This is a genomic window from Methanolobus vulcani, assembly GCF_006546655.1.
In the GTDB taxonomy this organism is placed as follows: domain Archaea; phylum Halobacteriota; class Methanosarcinia; order Methanosarcinales; family Methanosarcinaceae; genus Methanolobus; species Methanolobus vulcani_A.
Map to the genome: position 1 here is coordinate 291182 of NZ_VIAQ01000015.1, position 24807 is coordinate 315988.

A 24807-nucleotide genomic window follows, 5' to 3' on the forward strand; every position below is an offset into this window, starting at 1 on the left:
TGGGCTTTTAACTGTAGTTTTTACGCCGAGGTTGGGATTCGAACCCAAGCACTCCTCCCGGAGAAACCGGTCTCGAGCCGGTCGCGTTTGGACTCCGGGGCAAAACAGCCGTCGGATTAGTCCGCTCTGCCACCTCGGCACATTGGGTTTGAAGGCTGTAATATCTTAAAAAGCTATCGAGGAAAACTCTAGAAGTCAAAAAGGGAACGCTGGCTCTTTTTAGGAGTTATTTCTTCTTTATCAGCAGTTTCTTTTGGAATCTCGATATGACCGTACTGTCCACCGCCGCCGGGATGAATTATGAGCTTTTTTTCCCGGAAGGCAAGTATTGCATTTGAAACACGTTTATCAAGGAAATCCATTTCACCTATTTCTGCATTCAGAAGAACGTTGAGTTCATTTCCATATCGTTCCATCAGGCCTATCCATGCAGTCTGGACACCTTTTGTATTGATACTGGCATGTCCCAGTGCTGTCATTATTATTTCAGAAAGGGGCATCAGGTGGATATAAGGAGGCCTGTGCTGTGGGTGCTTTGGAGTGTCAAAATTTGCCAGTTCATTGACTCTGTCCTTTACTCCCTTTTTAATAAGGCCACCACAATTGCTGCACTTCCATTTCAATTCCTGGCATTGTTCCAGTGAATAATGTGTGTAGCACTTGATACATGCAGATTCGTTGTATTTTCCTTCCTGTGGATAAAAACCTGCATTATATGTGACTCCATATCCTTCTTCCCTGAGAATGGCTTTTCGCAGTCCTTCAAAGGATGGTTCTGGGACATTTATCTGGTTGAACTCTCTTGCCAGTTTGTTGGACCAGGGCGAATGAGCATCAGAATTTGAGAGAAAAGTAAGTCTATGAAGTTCTTCTATTCTGTCAGCGTAATCGGTGTCAGCACTAAGTCCGAGTTCAAGGAATGAAATGTAGTCTGTCATATCTCCATAACAGCTTTTTAGGGAATCATGGTATGCGTAGAGTGCTGTCCAGGGAGTAAATGCATGGCATGGTCCAATGAGTGCTTCTATATCTTTTGCAATCTCAGCTATCTCACAGCCGTTGAGTCTTACAGTTGGACGGCCATCTGCTTCAAGGTTGCAGTACTTGCTGATCCTTTCTGCAAGTTCTTCTGCCTTGGATATTGAGGGTAGCAATAACAGATGATGAACGCGGCTGCTATCCTCTATTTCAGTAGTTACTATAAAATTAGTTTTCCCGATGGCTATCGTTTCATCATCAATTGATGCTTTTTTTATTTCCTTTAGCCACAGGGGGTGGGTGCAATCTCCTGTTGCAACCAGATCTACGCCTTTTTTGGCCGCTTCTTCTGCCATTACTGGCAGTTCCATTTTATTCGAACAGGCCATTGAATATTTGGAATGCAGGTGAAGGTCGGCATTGATCAGCATTTTGATTAGCCAATGTATCTCAGGTCTTCATCTTTTACGGTGCTCATTTCTGGCATGCCTTTCTGTTGCTGCTCAACTTCCTTAAGCCTTGCAACTATCTTTTCCATTTCCTTGGCACGCTCTTCAAGTGGACCAACATCGATGTCAATGTCAAATATCTTGCATATTACTTTGAGAAGTGACTGCGCACTCTTCGGATCTACAAGGTAACCTGAAGTAAGCCCCATAAGACAAGCAGCATCTATTTTCTTAAACTTGCTAAGCCCTAACAGAAGGCCGGATGCTCCTACGATTCCTCCTCCGGGCTCGTTCTCCTTAAAGTTGACTCCGTATTCTTTAAGTTCGTCAATAAGTTCAATATTATTGACTGCTCCGAGTACTTCGTCAGTATGGGTAAGTTGTCCTGTAGGGAATCCTCCAAGAGTGTATATTCTCTTTATTCCGAATTCCATTGCAAGTTCAAGGTAAAGTGTACAAAGTTTGTAATGACCTTCAGTTGAAGAACTCTGATGGTCTCCAATTAATGCAACAATGTCGTGTTTTTCCGTGTGGCAAACAAACATCTCGTTATTCACAAGCTGAATTTCACTGTTCTCATCAACAAGAACCTGCGGTGGAAAATGATGGGAATATATTTCCAGAAGTTTCTCTGCTTCAAGCTCTTCTACCAGATGTTCAGCAACAAGTTTTCCGACGTGTCCTACTCCCGGCAGTCCTACTATTAGCACCGGATTGTTAAGCTCCACATCTTCTTTTATGTTTATTACTTCTATTTCCTTCACAGGTTACCCTCCCTTCTTGCTATCCTGCGATATTTGCCATAAGGATCCAGTGGGGAAAATCTTGCAGGTTGTGGCCTGAATGTATCTGATCCACATTTCGGGCAGACTGCTTCCAAAGTATATCTGCCGCAATTCCTGCATTTGAAGATCTTCTGTCCCAAAGGGTCTCACGCCTTAACGGTGTCGTTATGCCTGTGGAATTCGCCTTTTCCACCAAGCTTTTCAATAGTATCAATAGCTGCTGTTGAGGACTTTTTAAGCACGGATTCAGCTTTCTTGTAGTCAGGAGCAATTACCTTGATTCTGTATCTTGGTGCACCGGTATAACTGATGTCTACTTTAACTCCTTCTTCCTCTATTTCGTTCCCTGCTTCAAGAGCCATTTTTATGATCTCTATTCCGTCAGGCAGGTAACAATTGAGGTCTATGTATCCGGCAATGTCTACAAATGGCAGTTTTATATTGCTCTGAGCAACCTTTACAATGCTTGTGACAATCTTTTTCTTCATTTTTACATCGTTAAAAGCGTCTTCACCACTCATGGCTGCTTCTTCGAATGCAGAATAAAGACTGCCAAAACTGTCCAGCAATTTTGGTTTGATCTTGTCGATTTCATCCTTGCTGGTTCCGGTTTCCTCTGATACGAACTGAAGCCACTTGAATGCTTTCTGTTCGTTCTTCCAGTCCTGTATCTTTGCACGTTTCTGGTGCTCGTTGACATCTTTAAGGGACAGGTCGATGTGGCGACGTGAGGGGTCCACATTCAGAACTTTGCAGACTACCTTCTGCCCTTCGCGCACGTGGTCCCTTACGTATTTGACCCATCCGGCCTTAATCTCCGATATGTGGATAAAACCTTCTTTTCCATCGAATTCTTCAAGGGTTGTGTATGCACCGAAGTCAGTAACATTCTTTACGGTACAGACAACAAAGTCCCCACTTTCAGGCCAGTTGTTATCATCCATTATAAATCACTTTGATCTACTCGAGTACTTCGAGTATGTGTGTTGTGATTGTTGACTTGCCGCCGGTAGGTTCTGCAAGTGTCCTTCCGCATACAAGGCATGTTACCTTGCGGCTTGCACTGCCGAAAATTACCTGCTCGTTCTCACAATCATTGCATTTTACGCGTAAGAATCTGCTCTTTGGTTTGTTAATCATAATAATCACTCTGCGAAGTCGAATTTCTTTGCCCTGAAGCATGGTCTCTGATGTGCCTTGTTACATTCTGTGCACCTGTACCTGAGCCATATTCTCTTCGTTGGCTTGTCTCCACCAGGAACTTTTGAGAATTTTCCACTGTTTCCAATTCCAGTCTGGCGTTTCTTCTGTCTCTCAATACGTGTAAGTGTTGATGCCTTACCCTTCTTCACTCTCTCAACCACATGCTCTGTGTGTTTTTTGCATGAAGGGCAGTGTGTTTTAAATCTCTTTGGAATCCTCATTATCTTCACCTAAATATGTTATTAATTTTACAGGATTATTTGTGCCACGTTGCGTTTGATCAATCCCTTTGCATTCAGGGTAGGTAAAACGACAACATCTTCGGCATGTAATGTGTAATTGCGATTATCCATAGCCTTGAAAGTAGGCAGGTCCTCCAGTATTCGCACAACAACGAATTCTTTATTTATATTACTTTTGCCTATTTCATCTTTATTGCCGGTCTCAGATGGCATGTCCGCATTCATATGTTCAGGAACATCGGCATCGTCAGCATTTGCTACTTTCCCGGTAGCATCAACTTTATTATTTTGTGCTGTATCCTTTTTATTCTTTCTTCCTGCCGCCTGCGGATCGAGGATAGGTACCAGTAACTCGGCACGAGCGGAATTAATTGCTGTAAGCACTGCATCGTATACTTTTTTCTCTTCAGGCAGTAATTTGCTCATATCCTGGGAAGGTGGCATGCTGGAAAATGCGTTAGTTCTTGCATAGTCTATTATCTTACGTATGCGACGCATGAATACTATTTCAATATCGGTAATTGCACTCTGCAATTCGTTATCAAGCATCTTAGACTCAACTGAGCGAGGATTATCTATTTTGGATAGTTCTTCTTCCAGCTCCTTGAGATATTTCTCAACATCTTTGTAGAAACCCGGATGTAACGATTTGAGTGTAGAACTACCCTCTTCCCTTAGTACGGTCTTAAGCTCATTACCGTCCATATTCTGCAACACCTCTGCACATAAGGTATATTGCGGCATATTCAGGAACTTCCTGTATGCCTTCCTCGACCATGAGGTCCTTCCCTTTCATCTGCACAGCAAACGGTTTTATTACTTTTATTTTTACCGACTTGTCCCCAAAGACAACTGCATCATTCAAAGGTTCAAAAGTTTCAAGTTCATCAATCGAAAGGGCTGTAACTTTCATCCCTGACTTGCCGTGAAGTGAGCCAGGAAGCCTGATAAGTCTCTTAATATCCGCAGTGACAGGTTCATCAACACAGGCTGCCATCTGTTCAACGCCCTGATTGACAATGGTCATAAGAATATCTTTTTTGATGCCTCCAAGAGCATCCATTTTTCCTTTCTTCAAAGCAGCAACCCTTGATTCATCCTTAAAAGTATCCACAAGTTTTTCTGCTGTGGTTTTTCCAATTCCTTTGAATCCGCTTAGTATCTTTACTGCATCTTCATCTTTTGCAATTGAACTAAGATATGATATTAGATAGCGGTTGATCCGTCCACCCCAACCCCCTTCATCTTCGGAAGGAAAAACTGACATCTTGGCAGATTCTGCTCCGGCATCACCGGAAATATCCTTCTTGGAAAATATCTTTTCAAGATTCAGTCCCTTTGAACTGACATAGTCAACGATTTCCCTTCTCTCCGCACTTCCCAGTGATAGTACAGACTCTTCACTAATGTGGAAGTGATAACCTCTGCCTCCTGAGAACACAGCATGCACCTGTTCTTCTCTGAACCCGAAATCATCCATCAGGAACTCCAGAAGTTTGAGTGTTTCCCTTTTTCCTTTCTCAAGCATATCAGCGTAGGAATTTATTCCTCCGGGCAGGTGGTCAGAATCAATATCAAAAATAAGGTCGGCTTTAAGCCAGTTCTTTTCCTTCATTTTAGGAGCGCCTGGATATTCGTAGTATGCAACAGAATAATAAGCATGTGCAGGTCCGATTCCTCGTAAGTAATCATGAAGCTCTCCCTCGGAACCAAATGCACGGTGTCTTTTCATGAAAGTATCCTGTCCGCTGGTAAACTCAATGAACCCCCATTCTCTTGAAGTGAAATCTGGTGGTAACTTTATGTCTGCTGTAGAATAATAGTTCTGGAATGCAGATACCACGAACTGTCTTGTCCTTTCATCCATCTTATGCCTGTAGCTCCTATTTTGCAATCGTGCTTTGATATTACATCTGCTTTATGCGTCATAAACCTTATAGTCACCGTCTACATTATAGTCCACGCATGAAGAAGGAAATGACGAGTGCTGATGTAGCTGCCCTTGCCCTTGAGCTAAGCTCCGGTGAGACATCTATAATAGATGCTAAGATAGCTAAGATTTACCAGCCTGCACCCGACGAGATAAGGATAAATCTCTTTGTCTATGAAAAAGGCAGGGATAACCTTGTGATCGAGGCAGGGAAACGTGCTCATATGAGCCAGTATATTCGTCCAAGTCCCAAGATTCCACAGTCATTCCCCATGATGCTAAGAAAACACATCATGGCAGGCCGCATTACTTTTGTCAAACAGTATGACTTTGACAGGATACTTGAGATCGGTGTTGTACGTGGTGGTGTGGAAACTGTTCTTGTTGTGGAATTGTTCTCCCCGGGAAACATTGTCCTTCTTGATTCCGAGAGAAAGATCATCCTTCCGATGAAGCCTGTAACCTTCAAGGGAAGAAGAATACGCAGTGGAGAAGTTTATCAGTATCCGGAGGCTCAGATTAGTCCGGTAGATGCCACCGCAAACGATCTTGAAAATGTATTTGCAGCATCAGATGCAGATGTTGTGAGGACTATCGCTACAAGATTCAACCTTGGTGGGGTGCTTGCAGAAGAAGTATGCGCAAGGTCAGGTGTGAACAAGTCAGAACCAGCAAAAGAAATAGGTTCCGATGGAATTCAGGCAATCATTTCTGCTCTTCAGGATTTGTTTAAACCACTATTGTCAGGCGACCTTAAACCCTGTCTTGTGAAAAAAGAGGACAAGGGTGAGTTAAAGCCATTAGATGTGCTTCCGCTCGAACTGTCCATATACAAGGACTTCGAGAAAGAATCATTCCCTACATTTAATGCTGCTCTTGATGGGTTCTTTGGAAAAGCTGCCGCAGAATCAGTGCAGGAAGCGGTAACGGCTGTCAAGAAAGAGAAGGTTGACGTATTTGCCCGCCGTCTGCAAAAGCAGGAAGCTGCCATTGAAAAGTTTGGGAAGGATGCAGACAAACAAACCCGCATTGCAGAAGTCATCTATGCAAACTATGTTGAGATCGAAGAGGTCATTAATGTCCTTAAACATGCTCGTGATAAGGGTTATTCATGGGATGAGATCAAATCCATTGTTAAAAAGGCAAAAGATACTGTCCCTGCTGCAAAATGGATTGAGAATATTAATTCGGCAGAAGGGAATATTGTTCTGAACCTTGACGGCACAAGGGCTACTATAGATATTAAACTTACAATTCCTCAGAATGCACAGGTCTATTATGATAAGGCCAAGAAGCTCACCAAAAAGAAAGATGGTGCCCTCAAAGCCATAGAAGATACTAAACTTGCCATGCAGAAACGTGAAAAGAAAGTTTCTAATAAACGCAAGGTCAGCAACAAGAAGTACTGGTATGAGCGTTTCAGATGGTTCATGTCCTCTGACGGTTTCCTCGTAGTAGCAGGAAGGGACGCTGACAGCAATGAGGAAATCGTTAAAAAATACATGGAAAAGCGTGATATCGTATTTCACACTCAGACTCCTGGAGCTCCGATTACAGTTATCAAGACAATGGGCAAGGATGTGCCTGAAACAACTTTACAGGAGACTGCACAATTTGTGGTTTCTTATTCAAGTGTATGGAAATCAGGCCAGTTCAGCGGTGATTGTTACTGGATAAAACCTGAACAGGTTTCCAAGACACCGGAAACCGGAGAGTATCTTAAGAAAGGTTCCTTTGTAATACGTGGTGAAAGGAACTATTTCAGAGACGTTCAGGTTGCAGCCGCTGTTGGCCTTGAACTCGAAGGAAGCACAAGGGTTATTGGCGGTCCGACCTCTGCTGTCCGCAAACATGGTCAGCATGTGGTGGAAGTTATTCCTGGTAAGTATAATCAGAACGACATTGCCAAAAAAATATATAAGGTATATGTAGAGAAATTGAAAGAGCCGAATTTCGTCAAGCAGATAGCTTCACCTGACAAGATAGCAATGATGCTTCCACCGGGTGAATCTGATATTAAGGTATGAATTTTAAGGTGTAAATATGCGGGTCGTAAAGAGAAATCTGAAAGGCAGAGAAGGTGAAATTAAAATCGTTCCTGAAACACTGGATGATCTCTGGCACCTCAAGTATATTATAGAGAAAGGTGACCTCATATTCGCCCTTACTAAAAGAAAGGCAGATACTTCTGCCGATAAGCTCCGCCCTGAAAAGGTCGAGAAGAAAACAGTAAGACTGGGTATCCGTGTGGAAGAAATAGAATTCCATAAATTTTCAAATCGTCTGAGAATTCATGGCCTTATTGAGCAGGGAATGGATGCAGGTCATTATCATACTTTTAATGTTGAGGAAGGGGTTGACCTTTCAATAATCAAAAACTGGAAAAAGGACCAGATAGAGCGTATTGATGAGGCTGAAGCTTCTTCCAAGCGACCAAAAGTTGTCATTCTTGCTATTGAAGAAGGGGATGCGGATATTGGTCTTGTACGTCATTACGGAATTGAATTATATTCCCACATAAGCCAGTCTTCAGGGAAAAGGAGTGAAGGTACTCTTAGAGAGGTTTTCTTCCATGAGATAATCGATCAGTTATTGCATGCAGCATCGGAGTCAGAAGCTGTAGTTGTTGCAGGGCCTGGATTCATAAAAGACGATTTCATGAAGTACCTGAAATATAAAGAAGCAGAGTTTTCTTCCCGTGTTGTTACAGAGGATACTTCTTCCATCGGAATATCCGGTTTCCAGGAAGTACTGAAGCGTGGAGCGGTGGACAGGATCATGGAGGAGTCCCGCATTGCCCGCGAGTCCCGCTTAATGGATGATCTCTTAAAAGAGATTTCCATGGATGGCAAGTTTGCCTACGGATTAGATGAAGTAAAGCTGGCTCTGGATTACGGCTCTATTGATACACTTCTGGTTGCAGATGAGATGCTGAGGATGGAACGTGAAAAAGGAGATATTGATTCCTTTTTGCAAGCGGTAGAGCACTCTCAGGGCAAAATTGTTGTTTTCAGCACAATATTTGAACCCGGCCAGAAGTTGCTTGCACTAGGTGGAATCGCTGCCTTGTTGCGTTTCAAAATTTGATTATTCTTTTTTCATATTGGTTTACTTGTCAAAAACCTTATTATACGCTCTGTCAATTATTTAAGCTTTTCCCATCGGTGTTGTGTGTTATGTGCATTGTATGCAAAGAGGCAACACTTATTAATTTTATCTCTCGTATTTTATATTTATGGCAAGTTTTGTAGGTTTTTTTTAGTGTTTTAAAGTAAAAAAGAGCCAAATATATTTTTATATTATTTTTAAAGCCTTTATATCTCTTTGTTCTCAAAAAAAAGCTAAAATCAAGACTATTCAATATTGTCATAATCAAAAATGATATATACTTCTATTTTAAAGTCCTTATCTGGAGGTGAAATAGGTAACACTTGATGGAGGTAGCAAGCAGTTACGTGGAGGTAGCAAGCAGCTATGTGGAGGTAGCAAGCAGTTACGTATTACAAGAATTGATGGAAACGAATTTCTGACGTTTTATTTTATGGTCAGTATAAACAATTATGCAAATTTGAATATTAATAATATTTATCCAATTTTATCTTAGGGAAGTGATAAACTATGGAAGGAGAAATTACAGTTAAAGATTTGTCTGCAGCAAGTCCGGCAGCAGTAGGTTTCTACGGTCTTGGTTTTGCAGCAACATTTGCAGGATTATTGAACTCTGGCATGTTCTCAGATGCCGCTATGGTTATTGCAATGGCAATAACTCTTGGTGGTGTCGCAGAAGTATTGGCAGGATGGCAGCTCTGGCAGAAAGGTGACACCTTTGCTGCAACAGCATTCACAATATTTGGTCTTTGGTGGTTTGCATTTTCATACATCAATCTTGCACCAGCAGGACTTTGGGGTGCACCATTAGATGCAGCAAGTGCCTCATCAATGGGATTCTTTACACTCGTATGGGGTCTCATCGCAACATCACTCACAGTTGCCACACTCAAGATCGGTGTGAAGATGATTACCGTGGTCTTTGTAGTGCTTGACCTCACATTCTTCAGTCTTGCACTTGTATTCTTCGGAATGCTACCACTGCCAATTGCAGGTATCATTACTCTGATTACAGGTATTGCAGCACTTTATCTTGCAACTGCACTTGTATATGACTCAGTTGGAATAAAGTTGCCAATTTAAGTGAGTTTGAGTAAGAATTACAAGACTTATGCAAATGACTGGTAGCTTCTACCGGTCAACTCATTTCTTTTTTACTTATTTCTCTACTAATCTTTCAAATGCTACATTCGCTACTTTGAGATTAGATTGCCAAAAAATAAATTATGAACAAAATTTATTATTTTTCTAATTTAAAATTAGATTTTCATTGTATTAATCAACCAAGGCGCACAGCTCTTTCAGTTGATTCAATGTGCATCAGCTCTTTTCCATCCATATAAATGTGGATGACTCCACCTGATTGTGAGACTGTGATTGCAATTGATACGGTATCCCTTGTAATTGCCGCTGCAGAGACATGCCGACCACCAAGGCCTTTTTCAACATCGATATCTCTTGCGTCCACATCAAGATATCTTCCTGCAGCTTCGACCATGCCCTCTTCCGATATTACAAAAACACCATCAAGCTGGGCAAACTCTTTCACAGATTCCCAGTTCTTTTTATCTATCAGGTTGCGATCTGAGTCTTCCTGGCCAGCATAGGGATTTAAGATCATCTGGTGTGAGCGCACCATGACCTCATCCACATCACCTACTATAAAAGCAGTACCTATCTGCTTACCTTCGCGGCCTGTGTTGGAGATATCAAAAGCAATTTTCAAAACAGCGCGCAGGACCTCTGAAGCAACTCTTTCTTCACATTCCTTCATTTTCTTCACAATAGCATTATCTTCAAGGTTATGGACTACAATAGCATACGAGTCCTTGCTTTCGATTATGCCTATTATGGTTCCTTCGCTGATCTCTTCCAGAATGAATTCAATTGCGGAGACATTTTCCACATGTTCTATCTTTCCGGCTGCTTGCTGGCCTATTTTATCAAGAATCTCTTTTGTTTTTTCTTCCTTTGTTTTGCTGCTTGCCACCAGGTGATCTATTATATTCTTTTGTTTGCTGCTTGCAAAATATACCGGTATGCTTGTCTCAGGCTTTTCAAAATTCGCGTCTCCTGATATTATTATAGCCGTTGATTTCAGCTCTTCTGCAAGCCTGACAGCAGTGTTGACAACTACCTGTGCACTGTCCAAATTATCCCCTCTGTTTTTGAATCAACAATAAAACTACTGAATCATAAGATATTATATATTCTCATTTTATAAATAAAGCATGTTTAGCAGCGATATTAATTTATGTCCTCAGTATAAATGATAATTGGTGATATGTGTGGTGAGAGCTTTTATTGCGGTAGATTTCCCTGTGGAGTTGCATGAAAAGATTACCGAAATTCAATTGAAGTTCAATGAATTCAAATTCAAGTTTGTAGGTCCTGATCTGGTGCACATTACCATGAAATTCCTTGGTGAAGTGCCAGACAATCAGATTCCTGATATATCAAAAGCCCTTGACAATGTGAAATGTCAATCATTTAGTTCTCATGTGAAAGGTATCGGTGTTTTCCCCAAACCGAAATTTGCCAAGGTCATCTGGCTTGGATGTGATGGAAACTTTGATGACCTTAATGAGCAGATTGAAAGCACTCTTTCATCTTTTGAATTTGAGCCTACCCATCACAGATTTAGTCCACATGCCACTCTGGCAAGAGTGAAATATCTTCCTAAAAAGAAAAAAGCAGAATTTCTGGAACTGCTTGATGAGCTGAAGGATTTTGAAATCGGTTCTATGGAGGTAAACTCCATCAAGTTAAAAAAGAGTACATTGACCCCTAAAGGGCCAATCTATGAAACTCTTCATGAGGTCAGCCTGCAATAATGCAGGCTAAGCCCTTTGTCACTGATTTTTAATTATTTTCGTAAGACGAGAATCCTGAAGACATTATTATTTCCTTATCATTTGTTATGATAAGGCATTCTACACCTTCCAGCTTCTCGACCATTGCAAGTCCGTCTTCCTCTCCGAGAATGAATACAGAAGTTGCCAGTGCGTCTGCGTCCATTGTCGTCTGCGCAATGACAGTACTGCTTATAAGATTACTTGATGGGTACCCCGTGCGTGGATCTGCGATGTGTGAAACCTTAGCTTCATCGCTGAAATACCTTTCATAATTTCCGCTGGTTGCCACTGCAACATCCTGGATATTCATGATGGTAACTGCATCTTCGCTTTTGTCAGGGTTCTGTAGTCCTACTTTCCATTGGCTGCCATCAGCCTTTGTACCAATATATCTTCCATCTCCACCTGCATTTACAAATCCTGAAGTAATTCCATCATCAATCATTGATTCTATGGCAGCATCAACCGCGTATCCTTTTGCAACGCCGCCCAGGGTAATTTTCATTTCGTTCTTCATGGAAACATTATTTCCTTCAATCATTATTGCTGAATAATTGACAAGTTTTAAGGTTTCATTGATCTCATCGGATGTGGGAGGCTGGTTAGTTCCACCCGGTGCATATTTGCTGGCCCACAGGTCCAGTATTGGTTGAATTGAGATGTCAAAGGCACCACTGCTTTTTTCAGAATAATATGTACAGCGGCTTATCACATTGACAAGTTCAGGGTCTGCATTAGTTACTTCTCCCTCATTGTTGAGGATACTTATTTCACTACTATTGTCGTAGTTGTTCATCACCCCATCAACATAATTTATTTTTTCAAAAGCACGATTTATTATTTCAATAGCAGATGTTTCGTTGGAATTTACCACTGCGATGGTCACAGTAGTGTCCATCAGGCTTCTGGTTTGTGAGTAAACTTGTTGTTCAGGAAGGCTCTGTGAATCCATGTCCTGGACATAATCTATCATTAATAATCCTGTGAAAACCGCTATCAGTACAATGGCAACAGTTTTATACCTCATGTAATATGAAAAGATATAACTAAATATTAAACCTATGTACCGCGGATAGGAAGGAAGTGGATTTCCTTCTGTTATAATTATTATATTCATCCAAAGGAAGTAATAGAATGAGCAATCCCAGCGCAGGATCAGGTACGGGAACAAGTTCAAGCAAGGATAAGTACCTTGTTGTCGCTCTTCATCAATTAATGGAAGAATACGGCTGGAGAGGTATAGAGAAGCACTTTGGTTTTGTGAAACATCATATTATTTACATAAAACCCGGCTCCCCTCTAGATAAAATTGAACTTAAAGCCAATGTACTTGGCAATCATATGGATGTGGACTTTTTGGGTGTATCTCCTCAAAATGGTCTTCTTGATAAGGTTTTTGACTTTAATGTCAGAGTAGTGCGAAAGTCATTCGAGATTAGCAAATACGTTTCTAATGACATGAAAATAACAAATGAGCAGGATTTGAGAAACAAAATTATTGTTGTAATCAAACAGCTTGAAGAAGTTGCAGAGAAATGACGCGAGGCAAATTATGGCTAAATTAAATGTAATTCTTATAGGTATCCTCGTTGTGATGTTCGCTGTAGCTGGAATTTATGCATATGTCGGCAGCACCGGTAATGAAGTCATGTCCACTCATTACATGACTGAACAGACATGGTCTGACAGTTCATGCAGTGGTTGTCACGCAGGAGTATACGAGGAAGTATCAGAATCCGACCATGTTCAGCAGGATCTGAAAAAATGGACCTCTATCATGGAGTATGGTGTTGATGTTGACAGCATTGATGAAGGCTCAATGGCTGTAACATACGGACAGGTTCACCCCGGTGGCGGCTATATGTCAGATTATGGTGTTGACATTGACTGTATGGCCTGCCACAACCAGGTAGGATATGACTTTGAGGCACGTGCAGAAAGTATCGCTTCAGGTGACTTCGAGAATGCCAATGAAGCTGCAATTGAAGAGTCAAGTGAAGAAATACAGGGTGACACACTTTATATGGTAAGCTACATGCTTGATGTTTTGGCACCACTCCCACTTGTAACAGAAGTTCATGATGAGGTAAACGGTGCTCCGAGCAAGACACTTTGTAGCAGCAACTGTCACTCTGCTGACGTTGAGACAACTGCTGTTGCATGGACCCTTGAAGATTCAGCTTCTTATGATGTTCACGATTCTGTAGATTGTCAGGAATGTCACGTTACAGAGGAACATAATATTGGAAGCCGTGAATACTTGTTCAGCTCTGAAGATGTTCATATGGAATCTGAACTTGGCGTACTGGAATGTGACTCATCAGGATGTCACGAAGGTATCTCACACGGTACAATTGCCGATGGTCACCTTGAAACAGTAAGCTGTGAGTCATGTCACATCCCTGCATTACCAGGTTCCGATGAGACTGGCACTCCGGTACTGAAGTCATTCAGCTGGAAGAATGGTGTTCGTGAAGATGTTATATATGATTCCGAATTCACTCCGACTATCTCATGGTCCTCAGGGGTTTCTTATGATACATTGCCAACAGCTCAGGAACAAAGCAACGATTCAGTGCTCAAACCATTCAACGTGATCACAGGTATCTGGTGGGATGAAGGAATCGATGCTGAAGTTCTTGCAGACCCTGACAACAGTTCATCAATTGGTAACCCTATAGCTCCTGCAGATGTATTAAGTGCAGATGCTAACGGTGATGGCAACGTAACTGTAGAAGAGATTAGTACGTATGATGGTGATGCAGATGGAACTGCAGATTATCCAAATGCAGTTCTCAGACATGTTGAATTGTATTATCAGGTGAGCCACAATATTGTAAGTTCAAGTGTAGGTCTTGAGGATCCACTTGTATGTGCAGATTGTCACGGCAGCACTGCAACAGCTATTGGCTGGACAGCTCTGGGATATGAGAAGGACCCGGCAGTAACTGATCCAGAAGCCGATTTCACCACACAGACCATTGAAGCGACAGATGAAAATGCAAAACCTACTGAGGTTGAGCGGGAGCCTGCATTCTAAGGAGTTGATAATGTGGAAATCAAAAAATTAGAGACATTACCGGAAAAGGTCATTATTCCGCTCAGGCAGCACAGGGGTGCTGTCTGTGAACCCCTTGTGAAGAAAGGTGACAGGGTTCTCATTGGACAGAAAATAGGTGGAAGTGCTGAATACCAGTCTTCTGCAGTTCATTCAAGTGTCTGTGGTGAGGTTATTGCCATAGAAGAGGCAGCTCATCCGGATGGAAACAAGGTGATGAGTGTTATCATCCAGCCTGAAGACAGCAATGAAAGTGTTGCATTCTCAGCATGCAAGGATGTAAAACCTGACAAGCTTGCCGAGTTCATTAAGGAATCAGGTATCGTAGAACACTACGGAATGCCTACTCACACAGTCTTAAGACCAAAGGGTAAAAAGATAGATACTGTACTTATCAATGCTACATCATCCGAATGGATTGGTGGAACATTCAAGACTCCGGATGATTATGCATTCCAGATGATAGATGCCTTAAAACTTCTCATGAAGGCAGCAGGTGCTAAAAAGGGTGCAATTGTCCTAAGGACTGATGATAAGGAGTCAATTGATGCCTTTGAAGGCATTGAAGTTGACAAAAAGAAGCTGAAGGTCGCACCTCTTATTGGAAGCCGCAATGTAGGCTACTACTTCAATGAACAAAATTCAGATATTGTTATTGTTTCCCAGGAGCGCATCTTCGGTAAGAAGATTCTTAATTTCTTCACTTACAGAGTAACAGGAAGAAAGGTTAAGATCGGCTGTGATCCAACTGATGCAGGAGTTGCAGTTTGTGGTATCAGATCTGCAAAAGCACTTTACGATGCTGTCCATGAAGGAACTCCATTTTATGATACTGTTATTTCAGTTGAAGGTGTTTCTAACAAGATGGAATATCTCTTTGTCAGGATTGGTACCACATTCAAGGATGTAATTGATTCATATGGTTACACAGGTGAGATTGGCAAGATAATAGCTAATGGTGTAAGGACCGGTGTGGCACAGTATACTGATCAGGTACCTGTAACTAAAGGAACCACAAGGATTTCCATCCAGAAACCTGAGGAGGTCATCAGGGGTGAATCAATAGAATGTATCCACTGTGCACGCTGCGTGGATGTCTGTCCTGTGGAACTTATACCAAGCCGCCTTGCTGTCATGGCAGACCAGGGTCGCTTTGATGAATGCAGGCAGATACATGTTGAAAACTGCATTGAATGTGGTGATTGTGCAGCGGTCTGTCCTTCCAAGATACACATTTTACAGCTTATCAGGTATGCAAAGGATGCCATTGAAATGGCATATGAGGATATGCCTGAAAAAGAGTCATCAAACCTGAAACTTGGTTGTGGCTGCGGAGGTGAGTAAAAATGACATATACAATTTCAGCTCCCCCTCATAAGAAAACAAAATTAGATTTCAAGACATTAAATTATAGTAAAATAATTGCTCTGCTTCCACTCTGTCTTGCAGCGATATACTTCTTTGGCATTCCTGCCCTTGGTATTATTGTTGCATCAGTGGTATCTGCTGTGGTAACCGAATTTGCCATACAGACAATTTCCAAGCAAAAAGTAAGAGTTGCAGATGGCCATGCTGCCATGATCGGACTCATGCTGGCATTACTAATTCCACCTGAAGCTCCATTGTGGATTGCTGCTTTTGCAACTTTCTTTGCAATAACCGTGGGCAAACACGTGTTTGGTGGAATCGGTTCTTACATATTCAATCCTGTTCTTGTAGGATGGGTATTTACAAGAAGTGCATGGTCCGGGTTTATGACACCTGCATCCATTCCTCATATCGGTCAGTTCTCAGATCTTATACTTGAGCACGGTGCAGGGCTGATGGTGGGTGTTTCTCCAATACTGCTTATTGGTGGTCTTTATCTTATCTATAAAAGGTATATTGACTGGAGAGTTCCACTTTCATTTTTTGCAACAATGATAGTATTGCCGCAGGCATTGCTTTTCATTTCAGGCGTAATGGATCTTATTCATAAAGGCAGCCTGAATCCATTAATGTACATGTCACAGATGTTTGCAGTCCTTAGCCCAAGTCCTGAGCTTTCATATTCAATGATAGGAATTGTTTTCTTTGGAATACTCTTCCTGGCAACGGATACAGCAACATCTCCCATTACCAAAAAAGGACGTATCGTTTACGGAATTACATGTGGTGTACTTGTATTCATTTACGGTTACTTTGCTAACTACGTTGATGGATTGCTGTATGGTATATTCCTTGCAAACTGTGTAGCATCATTTATTGAAATCAATACAATGCCCGCATCATATGGAACAATGTCATGTGCGGAAAAAGCGTACAGGCGTGTAATGGATAAAATCCCGTCATCTTTGAAGTTCGAGGTGGTCAACAATGAGTGACTCCGGTAAAGAGACAGCTATAGTTATTGCAAAAATTGTACTCATATCTATTGTTGCAGCTCTTCTGTTAGGTATCACTTATGTGCCAACAAGTGCTCAGCTCAAGGTCAATGAGGCCAATGCCAAAACTGAGATTCTGGCAGGGCTAATTTCCGATGCCGCCAGCTTTGACCCTGTCTATGGTGACACAGTTGATGACGATGGTAATCCTGTCATTCTCTATTACCGTGCACTTGATTCCTCAGGTAGTATAATTGGTTATGCCTTCTTCCAGAGTCAGACAGGAGCACAGGGAATAATAGTTGTTGCAGGAGCTGTAGACTCCACATTCTCTTATGTATATGGAATGGATGTTCTAAGTCATTCAGAGACTCCGGGACTGGGTGCTAAGATCGTGACTGATGATTTTCAGAGTAAGTTCATTGATGTTCCTTTAGCTTCACTAAGTCTTTCCAAAGATGGTGGAGCTATTGATGCAATAACCGGTGCAACGATATCTTCAACAGCGGTAGTAGATGCCCTGAATACAAAGATTAGTGAAATTGAAGAGGCAGAGGAGTGATATTATGGATCCTTTAAGTGAATTTATACGTGGTATTACAAGGGATAATCCGACATTCGGACTTGTTCTGGGACTCTGCCCAACGCTGGCAGTTACCACCTCGGTTGAAAATGCTATCGGTATGGCTGCAGGTACTGCATTTGTATTAGTATGCTCGAATATGCTGGTTTCATCCCTGAGAAAACAGATTCCTTCAACAGTTAGGCTTCCAATATTCATCATTATCATAGCTACTTTCGTATCTATAGTGGATATGATTATGGAAGCGTATTCGCCGTCGATGTATGCGGCTTTAGGTGTTTTTATTCCCCTTATAGTCGTAAACTGTATTATTATCGGACGTGCAGAAGCATATGCGAACAAGAATAATGTTTTCTATTCTATGATAGATGGTTTTGGTACATCAACAGGTTTCTTACTTGTTTTGATGCTCATTGGTGGAATAAGGGAACTCCTTGGAACAGGACAGATCGTGGTATTCGGTTACTCATTGATCAACCTGTCACTCAGTTATCCAATTACCACAATGATATTGCCTGCAGGTGCTTTTGTTACAATCGGAGCACTGATGGCAATTGTAAACTATCAGAAAGCAAAGAAACTGGAAAGAGGTGAATAATATGGCAGAAGATGCATTATTCTCAATCTTTATGGATGGTCTATTCATCAATAATTTCCTGCTGATCCAGTTCCTTGGATTATGTTCCTTTGTGGGCGTAACCAAAGATGTGAAAAGTGCCACAGGAATGTCCGGAGCTGTTGTGTTTGTTATGGCGATGGCTTCGACGGTATCGTACCTACTCTACACTTATATTCTGGTACCGACAAAGATGGAATTCCTTGACCTTATCAGCTTCATTGTTGTAATTGCAGCACTTGTACAGCTGGTAGAATTCGTAGTTAGAAAACAGATTCCTTCACTTTATCGTTCATTGGGTATTTACCTGCCACTGATTACAACTAACTGTGCTGTATTGGGTGCAGTATTGCTCAACGAAAGTTCAGGTTATAACTTTGCACAGAGTGTTGTTTTCGGTACATCAGCAGGTCTTGGATACACCATTGTAATGCTCATGATGGCCGGTATAAGAGAAAGATCAACATTTGTGAATATCCCATCATCAATAAGGGGTCTGCCACAGGCATTCTTCATCGCAACAATGCTTTCTCTTGCTTTTGTTAATTACTTCTGGGTGATTCCAATATGAGCGAACTGGTAACTTTACTTGTACAGGCTACAGCCATCCTTGGTGGCCTTGGACTGGCTGTAGGTGTAATGCTTGTAGTGGCATCAAAGAAATTCAAGGTAGAGACAAATCCTCTGGTCGATGAGATTGTTGAGGTTCTCCCTGGAGCTAACTGTGGTGCCTGTGGTTACGCAGGTTGTGCAGACTTTGCAGAACGTGTTGTCAACGAAGGTGCTCCTATCAACGGTTGCCCTGTCGGTGGGTTTGATGTTGCCAAGGAAATTGGTGGCATTCTCGGACAGGAAGTTGTAGAGGGCGAAGAACAGTATCCATTCGTCAGATGTAATGGTGGCCTTAATTGTGTCGACCGTTTCGATTATGTTGGCTTTGAGGACTGTAAGGCAGTTATGATGCTGTCAGACGGTGAAAAAGGCTGTAATTACGGATGTATGGGCAGAGGTACCTGTGTACGTGCATGTCCTTTCGGTGCTCTTTCCATTGGTGAGGACCGCCTTCCACATGTGAACAAGAACCTTTGTACGAGTTGTGGACTTTGTATTGCATCATGTCCGAATGACATACTTGTGTTTGCAAAGGAAACAGAAAAGGTACATGTACTCTGTATGTCACATGATAAAGGTAAGGCAGTTAAGGAGTCCTGTACCGTTGGTTGTATCGGATGTAAGATATGTGAGAAGAGTTGTCCTGAGGAAGCCATCAAGGTAACCAATTTCCTTGCGGAGATCGACCAGGAGAAATGTACTGCATGTGGATTATGCGTGGAGAAATGTCCACAGAACTCAATTTCAATCAGGTGATCATATGACATATAAGACAAAGGTTGGTCTGAACGAAAATATCGTAGCAGCCCTCAGTTATGTAGGATTCTGGATCACAGGGATTATTTTCCTGCTCATTGAGCCGGATAACAAGTTTGTCAGGTTCCATGCAATGCAGTCATTATTGATATTCCTCCCACTTTCACTTATCATTTTCATTGTGGGATGGATTCCATATGTTGGCTGGATCATAGCCGATTTCCTTGGATTCGGTTCATTGTTCTTCATACTGGTGCTTGTTATAATGGCATGCAAGGGTACAATGCTTAAGATCCCTGTTGTGGGCAGTTACGCTTACAAGCTGATCTATCAGTAAAATCAGAAATACACAGAAATACAAAATCAGCAGGGTGCCATCTGGCATAATCCTGCACATCTTTTTTTTATCTACGAAAACTTAAAAAACTACATCTTCCTATTAATGCAGGTATGCATACTTCTATGCGGAGGGTTTGAAATTAAAGAAGAGATATGGATTGAAAAGTATAGGCCCTTTAAGCTTGATGACGTGGTCGGCCAGAAAGAGACTGTAGAAAGGCTTAAATCGTACATTAAAACGAGAAACCTTCCACATCTCCTGTTCTCAGGTCCTCCTGGAGTTGGAAAAACTGCAACTTCTGTGTCAATAGCACGTGAGCTTTTCGGGGAATCATGGCGTGAGAACTTCACCGAGCTTAATGCTTCTGATGAACGTGGTATTGATGTTGTCAGGACAAAGATCAAGAACTTTGCAAAAACAACACCAATAGGAGGCGCAGATTTCAAGATAATCTTCCTTGATGAAGCAGATGCTTTAACCTCTGATGCGCAGTCTGCGCTCAGACGTACAATGGAACGCTACACCAACAATTGTCGTTTCATTCTTTCATGCAATTACTCATCCAAGATCATTGAGCCTATCCAGTCAAGATGTGCAGTATACAGGTTCCGTCCGTTGTCTGATGAGGCTGTGGCAGAACGTGTAAGATTTGTAGCTAATAACGAGAATCTGGATATTGCAGATGATGGTGTGGATGCTATCAAATATGTCGCCCAGGGTGATATGAGAAAAGCTATCAATGCTCTTCAGGCAGCGGCTCTGATTGCTGACACGATCCATAAGGATGCAATTTACAAGATCACTGCAACAGCACGTCCTGAGCAGGTGAAAGAACTGATCACAACTGCACTGGATGGAAGTTTCAGTGCTGCAAGAAAACATCTGGACAGCCTTCTGCTGGAGCAGGGTCTTTCCGGAGAGGACGTTGTGGGTCAGATATACAGGGCTATGTTTGATGTTGACATTCCTGAAAAGAAAATGGTCGAACTGATAGATGTTATTGGTGAGATCGATTTCAGGTTAACCGAAGGTGCAAATGAAAGAATACAGCTTGAATGCCTGCTGGCACACTTTGCATTATCAGGAAAGGAATGTAATTGAGTCTTGAAGTAGCAGTACTGGAATTACTTTCCTCTTTTCCTCATTGGCTTGCAACTGTGATAATCGGTGCAATGCCAATATTTGAATTAAGGGGTGCCATTCCTATTGCACTTGGGATATATGAAATGAGCCCGGTATCTGCATTCATTTTTGCAGTATTGGGTAATATGCTTCCTGTTGTTCCTCTGCTTTTGTTCCTGGAACCTGTTTCTACTTATCTTCGCCGTTATTCCATATTCGACAAATTTTTCTCATGGCTTTTTGGAAGAACCCAACGTAACCATTCGGAAAGATTTGAGAAATATGGTACGCTTGCACTAACACTCTTTGTTGCAGTGCCGTTGCCTGTTACAGGTGCATGGACCGGATGTGCAGCAGCATTTGTTTTTGGCATCAAGTTCCGTCATGCATTTCCGGCAATACTTGCAGGAGTACTGATTGCAGGAATAATCGTAAGTAGTGTTACATTAGGTGGAATCGGCCTGGTAGACCTCATTAGCTGAAACGCATTCAAGGCTGATGTTTACAACAATAGAATTACAGAATATTGAATAGAAATAAAAAAAGTAAGATATCCGGGATTATTTGCCCAGCATCTCTTTTGCAAGGTTGATATCTTCAGCTTTTACTGTTTTTCTGCCAGCGTGCTCTGCGAGCTTGATAGCTTCTCTTGATATTTCAAGACCGTATTCTTCAAGTATGGCGGTGAGTGCCATTCCTGCAGACTCGCTTACTCTTTGTGCTCCGGCATTTCTTATAACTCTCTCAATAGGTGCGAATGGAATTATTGTCATAAATATCCTCTTATATGAATTATATTTTGAATCTGGTTTAGTATTCTCTAACAACTAGCAAAAGAACCTATATATAGTTTTTTAATAAAAATTCCAAATCAAATCAAGCCTATTTGTCTTTTCAGGGTCATTTGGATATTTTTTCCAATTTAAGACTAGATTAATTCACTCTCTCTTTTTCATCTTGATAGCCAGGTCTTTTCCAAGTCTGATACATTCAGCCAGATCTTTTTCATTTGGTATGTATTGTATCCTTAATACTGGATCAATTACTTCTACACCAGCTTTTCGAAGCTTTTCAGCAATCAGGACCGGTGCTTCCCCACTCCATCCATAAGATCCAAATGCAGCACCCAGTTTACCTTCAATTCCTATGTCGATTAATTTATCCAGGAATTTAGCTATGGGTTCAAGCATTGTGTAATAGAATGTGGACGAACCTATGCAGATTGCATCATATTTTGCAACTTCTGCCGGGTCCCATTCATAAAAGTTGTCAACATCGACATCTATATGCTTTTCACGTGCACCCTCTGCAACGGCTTCAGCCATCATCTTTGTACTCCCCTGGGTGCTAAGGTATACTATAGCTAGTCTTGGCACTATTTAACCCCCAATTAACAAATGGCAGTTTTCACTACCATCTTACAATTATGTGGGGTGCACGTTCATAAACATTCCTGATTATAGAATTCACGTTAAGTTATCTTTATTGCCAATCAGGGAATACAATTATGGAGACTTCAATAAAAGGAGAATCCCTATGGACGAGAAAATCGCGCCACATATAGATGAATTAACCATGGCGCTTGGAAACATTAGCAGGGAAGAGATCAGCAGAGAGCTTGATAAACTTTTAAAATATCGTGTTCCGCTGGATGAAGCCAAGAGGATGATTAAAGCTAAGTATCTTTCAGTTTCATCTAATACAGTAAGTGTCAAAGACCTCTCCCCGGGATTAAATGGCATCGAAATAAGCGGACGTATAATCGATATTGTTGAAAAGACCGTATCGATACAGGGTGAGCAGAAAACCATATTTTCAGGAACTCTTGGTGATGGAACTGGCATCTGTTCTTTCACATGCTGGGATGATATGTCATTAAAACCAGGAGATGCAATACGCATTAAAAATGCCTATACACGTCTCTGGAACAACCGGCCTGAACTTTATTTTGGAAAAAGGTCGACAATAACTTATCTTCAGGATAATGAACTTCCTGAATCGGAAGAGATGTCTCATTCAAATCTCAAGAAACTGGGTAATATTGTTCCTGCCGATGTACTTGTGAGTTCAGTTGTATTGATCGTGGAGATGTATCACCGTGAGATAATGCTCAAAGGTGAGAAAGTAACTGTCGTTGAAGGTGTTCTGGCAGATGAGACTGGAAAACTACCTTTCACTTCATGGGTACCTCTGGGAGGGCCTGACATTGGTGATTACATTCGTTTTGAAGGGGCTTCTGTGAGAATATTCAGGGGTCTTCCATCCATAAATTTCACGGATGCAACCTCCATTGAAAAAATCTCAGATACATCTGAATTGCCATTTACAATGGAATCGGTAAGCAGGGCAAGTTCTTCGGTTGCCATTGAAAATCTCCTTGAGAAAGAAGGAATGTTCGATGTGACTGTCAGTGGAAATATTATATCGATAAGGTCCGGTTCAGGACTTATCGAGCGCTGTCCACAATGTAATCGTGTAACACAAAAATCTTCCTGTCGTTCTCACGGTGAAGTGGAATGTCTGACTGACATGCGCATAAAAGCTATTCTTGATGATGGAACAGGTGCAGTTCACCTGATTCTTAACAGGGAACTTTCTGAGGCAGTTTATGGTAAAAGCATGCATGATGCCGAGAAGATGGCACAGAGTTCACTTTCCGGTGATACAGTGTTCGAAGACATGAAAAAAGTACTTACCGGCAAATATATTGCAGCCAGAGGGAACTCATCCCGTAACGAGTTTGGGGTTTCGCTTGTTGCCAGGTCTGTATGGGTTCCGGAAAATGATGTTGAGAAGCATATTGAAGATCTTCTGGAAAGAATAGGTACAGGATGTGATGAGTAATGGTCGAAAGAGAAGTTGCATACAGGATGTTTGCTAGGGAGTTTAACGATTCACGCTTCCATTTATATTCTTCATCATCGCCATCCGATCAGGATATCTATTCACCTAATTTTCTTATAAGTCCGACTGGTCTTAAAGTGAACAGGGTTTTCATTGTGGGTGTTGTGACCGAAGTGGATCGGCTCTCTGAGCAAAAAGGCAGTGAGCGTGAGTTATGGAGAGCACGCATTTCTGATCCTACAGGAGCTTTTACCATTTACGCTGGAAGTTACCAGCCGGAAGCATCCGTATTCCTGTCAACGATACAGGTTCCATCGTATGTGATGGTACTAGGAAAAGTTCGTTCATACGAGCCCGGTGATGGTTCAGTATTTGTTTCCCTACGTCCGGAGGAGATAAATTATGTTGATGAATCCATCCGTGACAGGTGGATTGTAGATACTGCCGAAATGACACTTAATCGTCTTGATGAATTTGACAAGTTCTTTTCAGGTGGTACTGTAGAAGGAAAACTTATGGACAGTATACTGGACAGCGGTGTTTCAGAATCATCTGCAAGTGGTATGTGTCTTTCACTTGATTACTATCACAAGGATGCAGAATATTATAATTCATTGAAGGATGATGTCAGGAAAGCCCTCTGCTCAATAAGAAAATCCGGCAACAAGGCTGAAGAGATAGATTATGAAGCTGAGGTCCAGTCGATTGCCGAGGAACTTGATGATGGCAGTGGATTTGAGTATATTGCTTTTATTAACAAAGCAATTTCCAGAAATATTCCGGAAAAGCTTGCAGATTCCACATTGAAGATACTTCTTTCAAAAGGTCATCTTTATGAACCCCGAGCTGGTGTTTTCAAAGTGATACACTAGCAAGCTGTCTATATTTTGGGTGCGGAAATTTTATAGTTTTAATGCGATATGCTTAAGTATGCCGGAATATTACTGTTGAAGAGTTATTGAC

29 protein-coding genes and 1 tRNA gene are annotated in these 24807 nt (G+C 41.7%); 17 read left to right on the forward strand and 13 right to left on the reverse strand.

Translation table 11 applies throughout. The features are described from left to right. Positions 1-23 precede the first annotated feature (23 nt). The 9 genes from FKV42_RS08800 to priS all read right to left on the reverse strand — a co-directional run bounded on the left by FKV42_RS08800 (position 24) and on the right by priS (position 5524). A tRNA-Ser gene (locus tag FKV42_RS08800) sits at positions 24-139 on the reverse strand. 49 nt (positions 140-188) lie between these two features. After that, complete coding sequence (locus FKV42_RS08805) at positions 189-1409, reverse strand: TIGR00375 family protein (RefSeq protein WP_154809850.1); 1221 nt, start codon at positions 1407-1409, stop codon at positions 189-191. A gap of 5 nt (positions 1410-1414) precedes the next feature. Next, positions 1415-2191, reverse strand: a complete 777-nt coding sequence (locus FKV42_RS08810) for a proteasome assembly chaperone family protein (protein ID WP_154809851.1) — start codon at positions 2189-2191, stop codon at positions 1415-1417. Continuing rightward, positions 2188-2352: an RNA-protein complex protein Nop10 gene (locus FKV42_RS08815; RefSeq protein ID WP_154809852.1), complete on the reverse strand. Its 165-nt coding sequence runs from the start codon at positions 2350-2352 to the stop codon at positions 2188-2190. The genes FKV42_RS08810 and FKV42_RS08815 overlap by 4 nt, the downstream gene beginning before the upstream one ends. A 6-nt stretch (positions 2353-2358) precedes the next feature. Continuing rightward, positions 2359-3156: a translation initiation factor IF-2 subunit alpha gene (locus FKV42_RS08820; RefSeq protein WP_154809853.1), complete on the reverse strand. Its 798-nt coding sequence runs from the start codon at positions 3154-3156 to the stop codon at positions 2359-2361. 16 nt (positions 3157-3172) lie between these two features. Then, positions 3173-3352 carry a 30S ribosomal protein S27e gene (locus tag FKV42_RS08825; protein ID WP_023845697.1) on the reverse strand — a complete coding sequence of 60 codons (180 nt, stop codon included), beginning with the start codon at positions 3350-3352 and terminating at the stop codon, positions 3173-3175. 5 nt (positions 3353-3357) lie between these two features. Next, complete coding sequence (locus FKV42_RS08830; protein WP_154809854.1) at positions 3358-3636, reverse strand: 50S ribosomal protein L44e; 279 nt, start codon at positions 3634-3636, stop codon at positions 3358-3360. A 27-nt stretch (positions 3637-3663) separates the two neighbouring features. Further along, on the reverse strand, positions 3664-4362 hold the full coding sequence (locus FKV42_RS08835) for a hypothetical protein (RefSeq protein ID WP_154809855.1): 699 nt from the start codon (positions 4360-4362) through the stop codon (positions 3664-3666). Then, complete coding sequence (priS, locus tag FKV42_RS08840) at positions 4352-5524, reverse strand: DNA primase catalytic subunit PriS (RefSeq protein ID WP_154809856.1); 1173 nt, start codon at positions 5522-5524, stop codon at positions 4352-4354. The genes FKV42_RS08835 and priS overlap by 11 nt, the downstream gene beginning before the upstream one ends. A 98-nt stretch (positions 5525-5622) precedes the next feature. Between priS and rqcH the strand changes: the two genes are divergently transcribed. The 3 genes from rqcH to FKV42_RS08855 all read left to right on the forward strand — a co-directional run bounded on the left by rqcH (position 5623) and on the right by FKV42_RS08855 (position 9778). Further along, the gene (gene rqcH, locus FKV42_RS08845; protein ID WP_154809857.1) at positions 5623-7614 is read left to right on the forward strand and encodes a ribosome rescue protein RqcH; all 1992 of its coding nucleotides are present in this window, start codon (positions 5623-5625) and stop codon (positions 7612-7614) included. 16 nt (positions 7615-7630) lie between these two features. Next, the gene (locus tag FKV42_RS08850) at positions 7631-8674 is read left to right on the forward strand and encodes an mRNA surveillance protein pelota (RefSeq protein ID WP_154809858.1); all 1044 of its coding nucleotides are present in this window, start codon (positions 7631-7633) and stop codon (positions 8672-8674) included. A 531-nt stretch (positions 8675-9205) separates the two neighbouring features. Next, positions 9206-9778 carry an acetate uptake transporter gene (locus FKV42_RS08855; protein WP_154809859.1) on the forward strand — a complete coding sequence of 191 codons (573 nt, stop codon included), beginning with the start codon at positions 9206-9208 and terminating at the stop codon, positions 9776-9778. A gap of 196 nt (positions 9779-9974) precedes the next feature. Here FKV42_RS08855 and FKV42_RS08860 read toward each other — a convergent pair whose 3' ends face one another. Continuing rightward, positions 9975-10847 carry a DNA integrity scanning protein DisA nucleotide-binding domain protein gene (locus FKV42_RS08860; RefSeq protein WP_154809860.1) on the reverse strand — a complete coding sequence of 291 codons (873 nt, stop codon included), beginning with the start codon at positions 10845-10847 and terminating at the stop codon, positions 9975-9977. A 139-nt stretch (positions 10848-10986) separates the two neighbouring features. Here FKV42_RS08860 and thpR point away from each other — a divergent pair, with 139 nt between their 5' ends. Beyond that, on the forward strand, positions 10987-11529 hold the full coding sequence (thpR, locus tag FKV42_RS08865; RefSeq protein WP_154809861.1) for an RNA 2',3'-cyclic phosphodiesterase: 543 nt from the start codon (positions 10987-10989) through the stop codon (positions 11527-11529). Between the two features lie 28 nt (positions 11530-11557). Here thpR and FKV42_RS08870 read toward each other — a convergent pair whose 3' ends face one another. Continuing rightward, positions 11558-12577 carry an FAD:protein FMN transferase gene (locus FKV42_RS08870; protein ID WP_154809862.1) on the reverse strand — a complete coding sequence of 340 codons (1020 nt, stop codon included), beginning with the start codon at positions 12575-12577 and terminating at the stop codon, positions 11558-11560. Between the two features lie 107 nt (positions 12578-12684). Between FKV42_RS08870 and FKV42_RS08875 the strand changes: the two genes are divergently transcribed. From FKV42_RS08875 to FKV42_RS08925, 11 genes are all read left to right on the forward strand, one after another. Beyond that, positions 12685-13089, forward strand: a complete 405-nt coding sequence (locus FKV42_RS08875; protein WP_154809863.1) for a hypothetical protein — start codon at positions 12685-12687, stop codon at positions 13087-13089. 13 nt (positions 13090-13102) lie between these two features. Continuing rightward, positions 13103-14590 carry a methanogenesis multiheme c-type cytochrome gene (gene mmcA, locus FKV42_RS08880; RefSeq protein WP_154809864.1) on the forward strand — a complete coding sequence of 496 codons (1488 nt, stop codon included), beginning with the start codon at positions 13103-13105 and terminating at the stop codon, positions 14588-14590. 12 nt (positions 14591-14602) lie between these two features. Next, positions 14603-15952 carry an Rnf electron transport complex subunit RnfC gene (rnfC, locus tag FKV42_RS08885; RefSeq protein WP_154809865.1) on the forward strand — a complete coding sequence of 450 codons (1350 nt, stop codon included), beginning with the start codon at positions 14603-14605 and terminating at the stop codon, positions 15950-15952. Between the two features lie 2 nt (positions 15953-15954). Continuing rightward, positions 15955-16971, forward strand: a complete 1017-nt coding sequence (rnfD, locus tag FKV42_RS08890; protein ID WP_154809866.1) for an Rnf electron transport complex subunit RnfD — start codon at positions 15955-15957, stop codon at positions 16969-16971. Beyond that, positions 16964-17533 (forward strand): Rnf electron transport complex subunit RnfG, encoded by a 570-nt coding sequence (rnfG, locus tag FKV42_RS08895; protein ID WP_154809867.1) that lies wholly within the window; start codon positions 16964-16966, stop codon positions 17531-17533. Before rnfD ends, rnfG begins: the two co-directional genes overlap by 8 nt. 4 nt (positions 17534-17537) lie before the next feature. Further along, entirely contained in the window at positions 17538-18152 is a 615-nt protein-coding gene (gene rnfE / locus FKV42_RS08900) for an Rnf electron transport complex subunit RnfE (protein ID WP_154809868.1), read from the forward strand. 1 nt (position 18153) lies between these two features. Continuing rightward, positions 18154-18741: an Rnf electron transport complex subunit RnfA gene (rnfA, locus tag FKV42_RS08905; protein ID WP_154809869.1), complete on the forward strand. Its 588-nt coding sequence runs from the start codon at positions 18154-18156 to the stop codon at positions 18739-18741. Continuing rightward, complete coding sequence (rnfB, locus tag FKV42_RS08910) at positions 18738-19538, forward strand: Rnf electron transport complex subunit RnfB (protein WP_154809870.1); 801 nt, start codon at positions 18738-18740, stop codon at positions 19536-19538. The genes rnfA and rnfB overlap by 4 nt, the downstream gene beginning before the upstream one ends. Positions 19539-19542: 4 nt before the next feature. After that, positions 19543-19875 carry a DUF4870 domain-containing protein gene (locus FKV42_RS08915; RefSeq protein ID WP_154809871.1) on the forward strand — a complete coding sequence of 111 codons (333 nt, stop codon included), beginning with the start codon at positions 19543-19545 and terminating at the stop codon, positions 19873-19875. A 105-nt stretch (positions 19876-19980) separates the two neighbouring features. Beyond that, positions 19981-20979, forward strand: coding sequence for a replication factor C small subunit (locus FKV42_RS08920; RefSeq protein ID WP_196214100.1), 999 nt, complete (start codon positions 19981-19983; stop codon positions 20977-20979). Next, a complete protein-coding gene (locus FKV42_RS08925) occupies positions 20976-21482 on the forward strand; it encodes a COG2426 family protein (protein ID WP_154809872.1) in 507 nt (168 codons plus the stop codon). Before FKV42_RS08920 ends, FKV42_RS08925 begins: the two co-directional genes overlap by 4 nt. Positions 21483-21560: 78 nt before the next feature. On the opposite strand, the gene FKV42_RS08930 is transcribed toward FKV42_RS08925, so the two are convergent. Then, positions 21561-21773 carry a histone family protein gene (locus tag FKV42_RS08930; protein WP_091709407.1) on the reverse strand — a complete coding sequence of 71 codons (213 nt, stop codon included), beginning with the start codon at positions 21771-21773 and terminating at the stop codon, positions 21561-21563. A 165-nt stretch (positions 21774-21938) separates the two neighbouring features. Further along, on the reverse strand, positions 21939-22376 hold the full coding sequence (locus FKV42_RS08935; RefSeq protein WP_154809873.1) for a flavodoxin domain-containing protein: 438 nt from the start codon (positions 22374-22376) through the stop codon (positions 21939-21941). Between the two features lie 160 nt (positions 22377-22536). On the opposite strand from FKV42_RS08935, the gene FKV42_RS08940 reads away from it, so the two are divergent. Next, positions 22537-23844 carry a Single-stranded DNA binding protein gene (locus tag FKV42_RS08940; protein WP_154809874.1) on the forward strand — a complete coding sequence of 436 codons (1308 nt, stop codon included), beginning with the start codon at positions 22537-22539 and terminating at the stop codon, positions 23842-23844. Continuing rightward, the gene (locus FKV42_RS08945; RefSeq protein WP_154809875.1) at positions 23844-24716 is read left to right on the forward strand and encodes an RPA family protein; all 873 of its coding nucleotides are present in this window, start codon (positions 23844-23846) and stop codon (positions 24714-24716) included. The genes FKV42_RS08940 and FKV42_RS08945 overlap by 1 nt, the downstream gene beginning before the upstream one ends. Positions 24717-24807 lie beyond the last annotated feature (91 nt).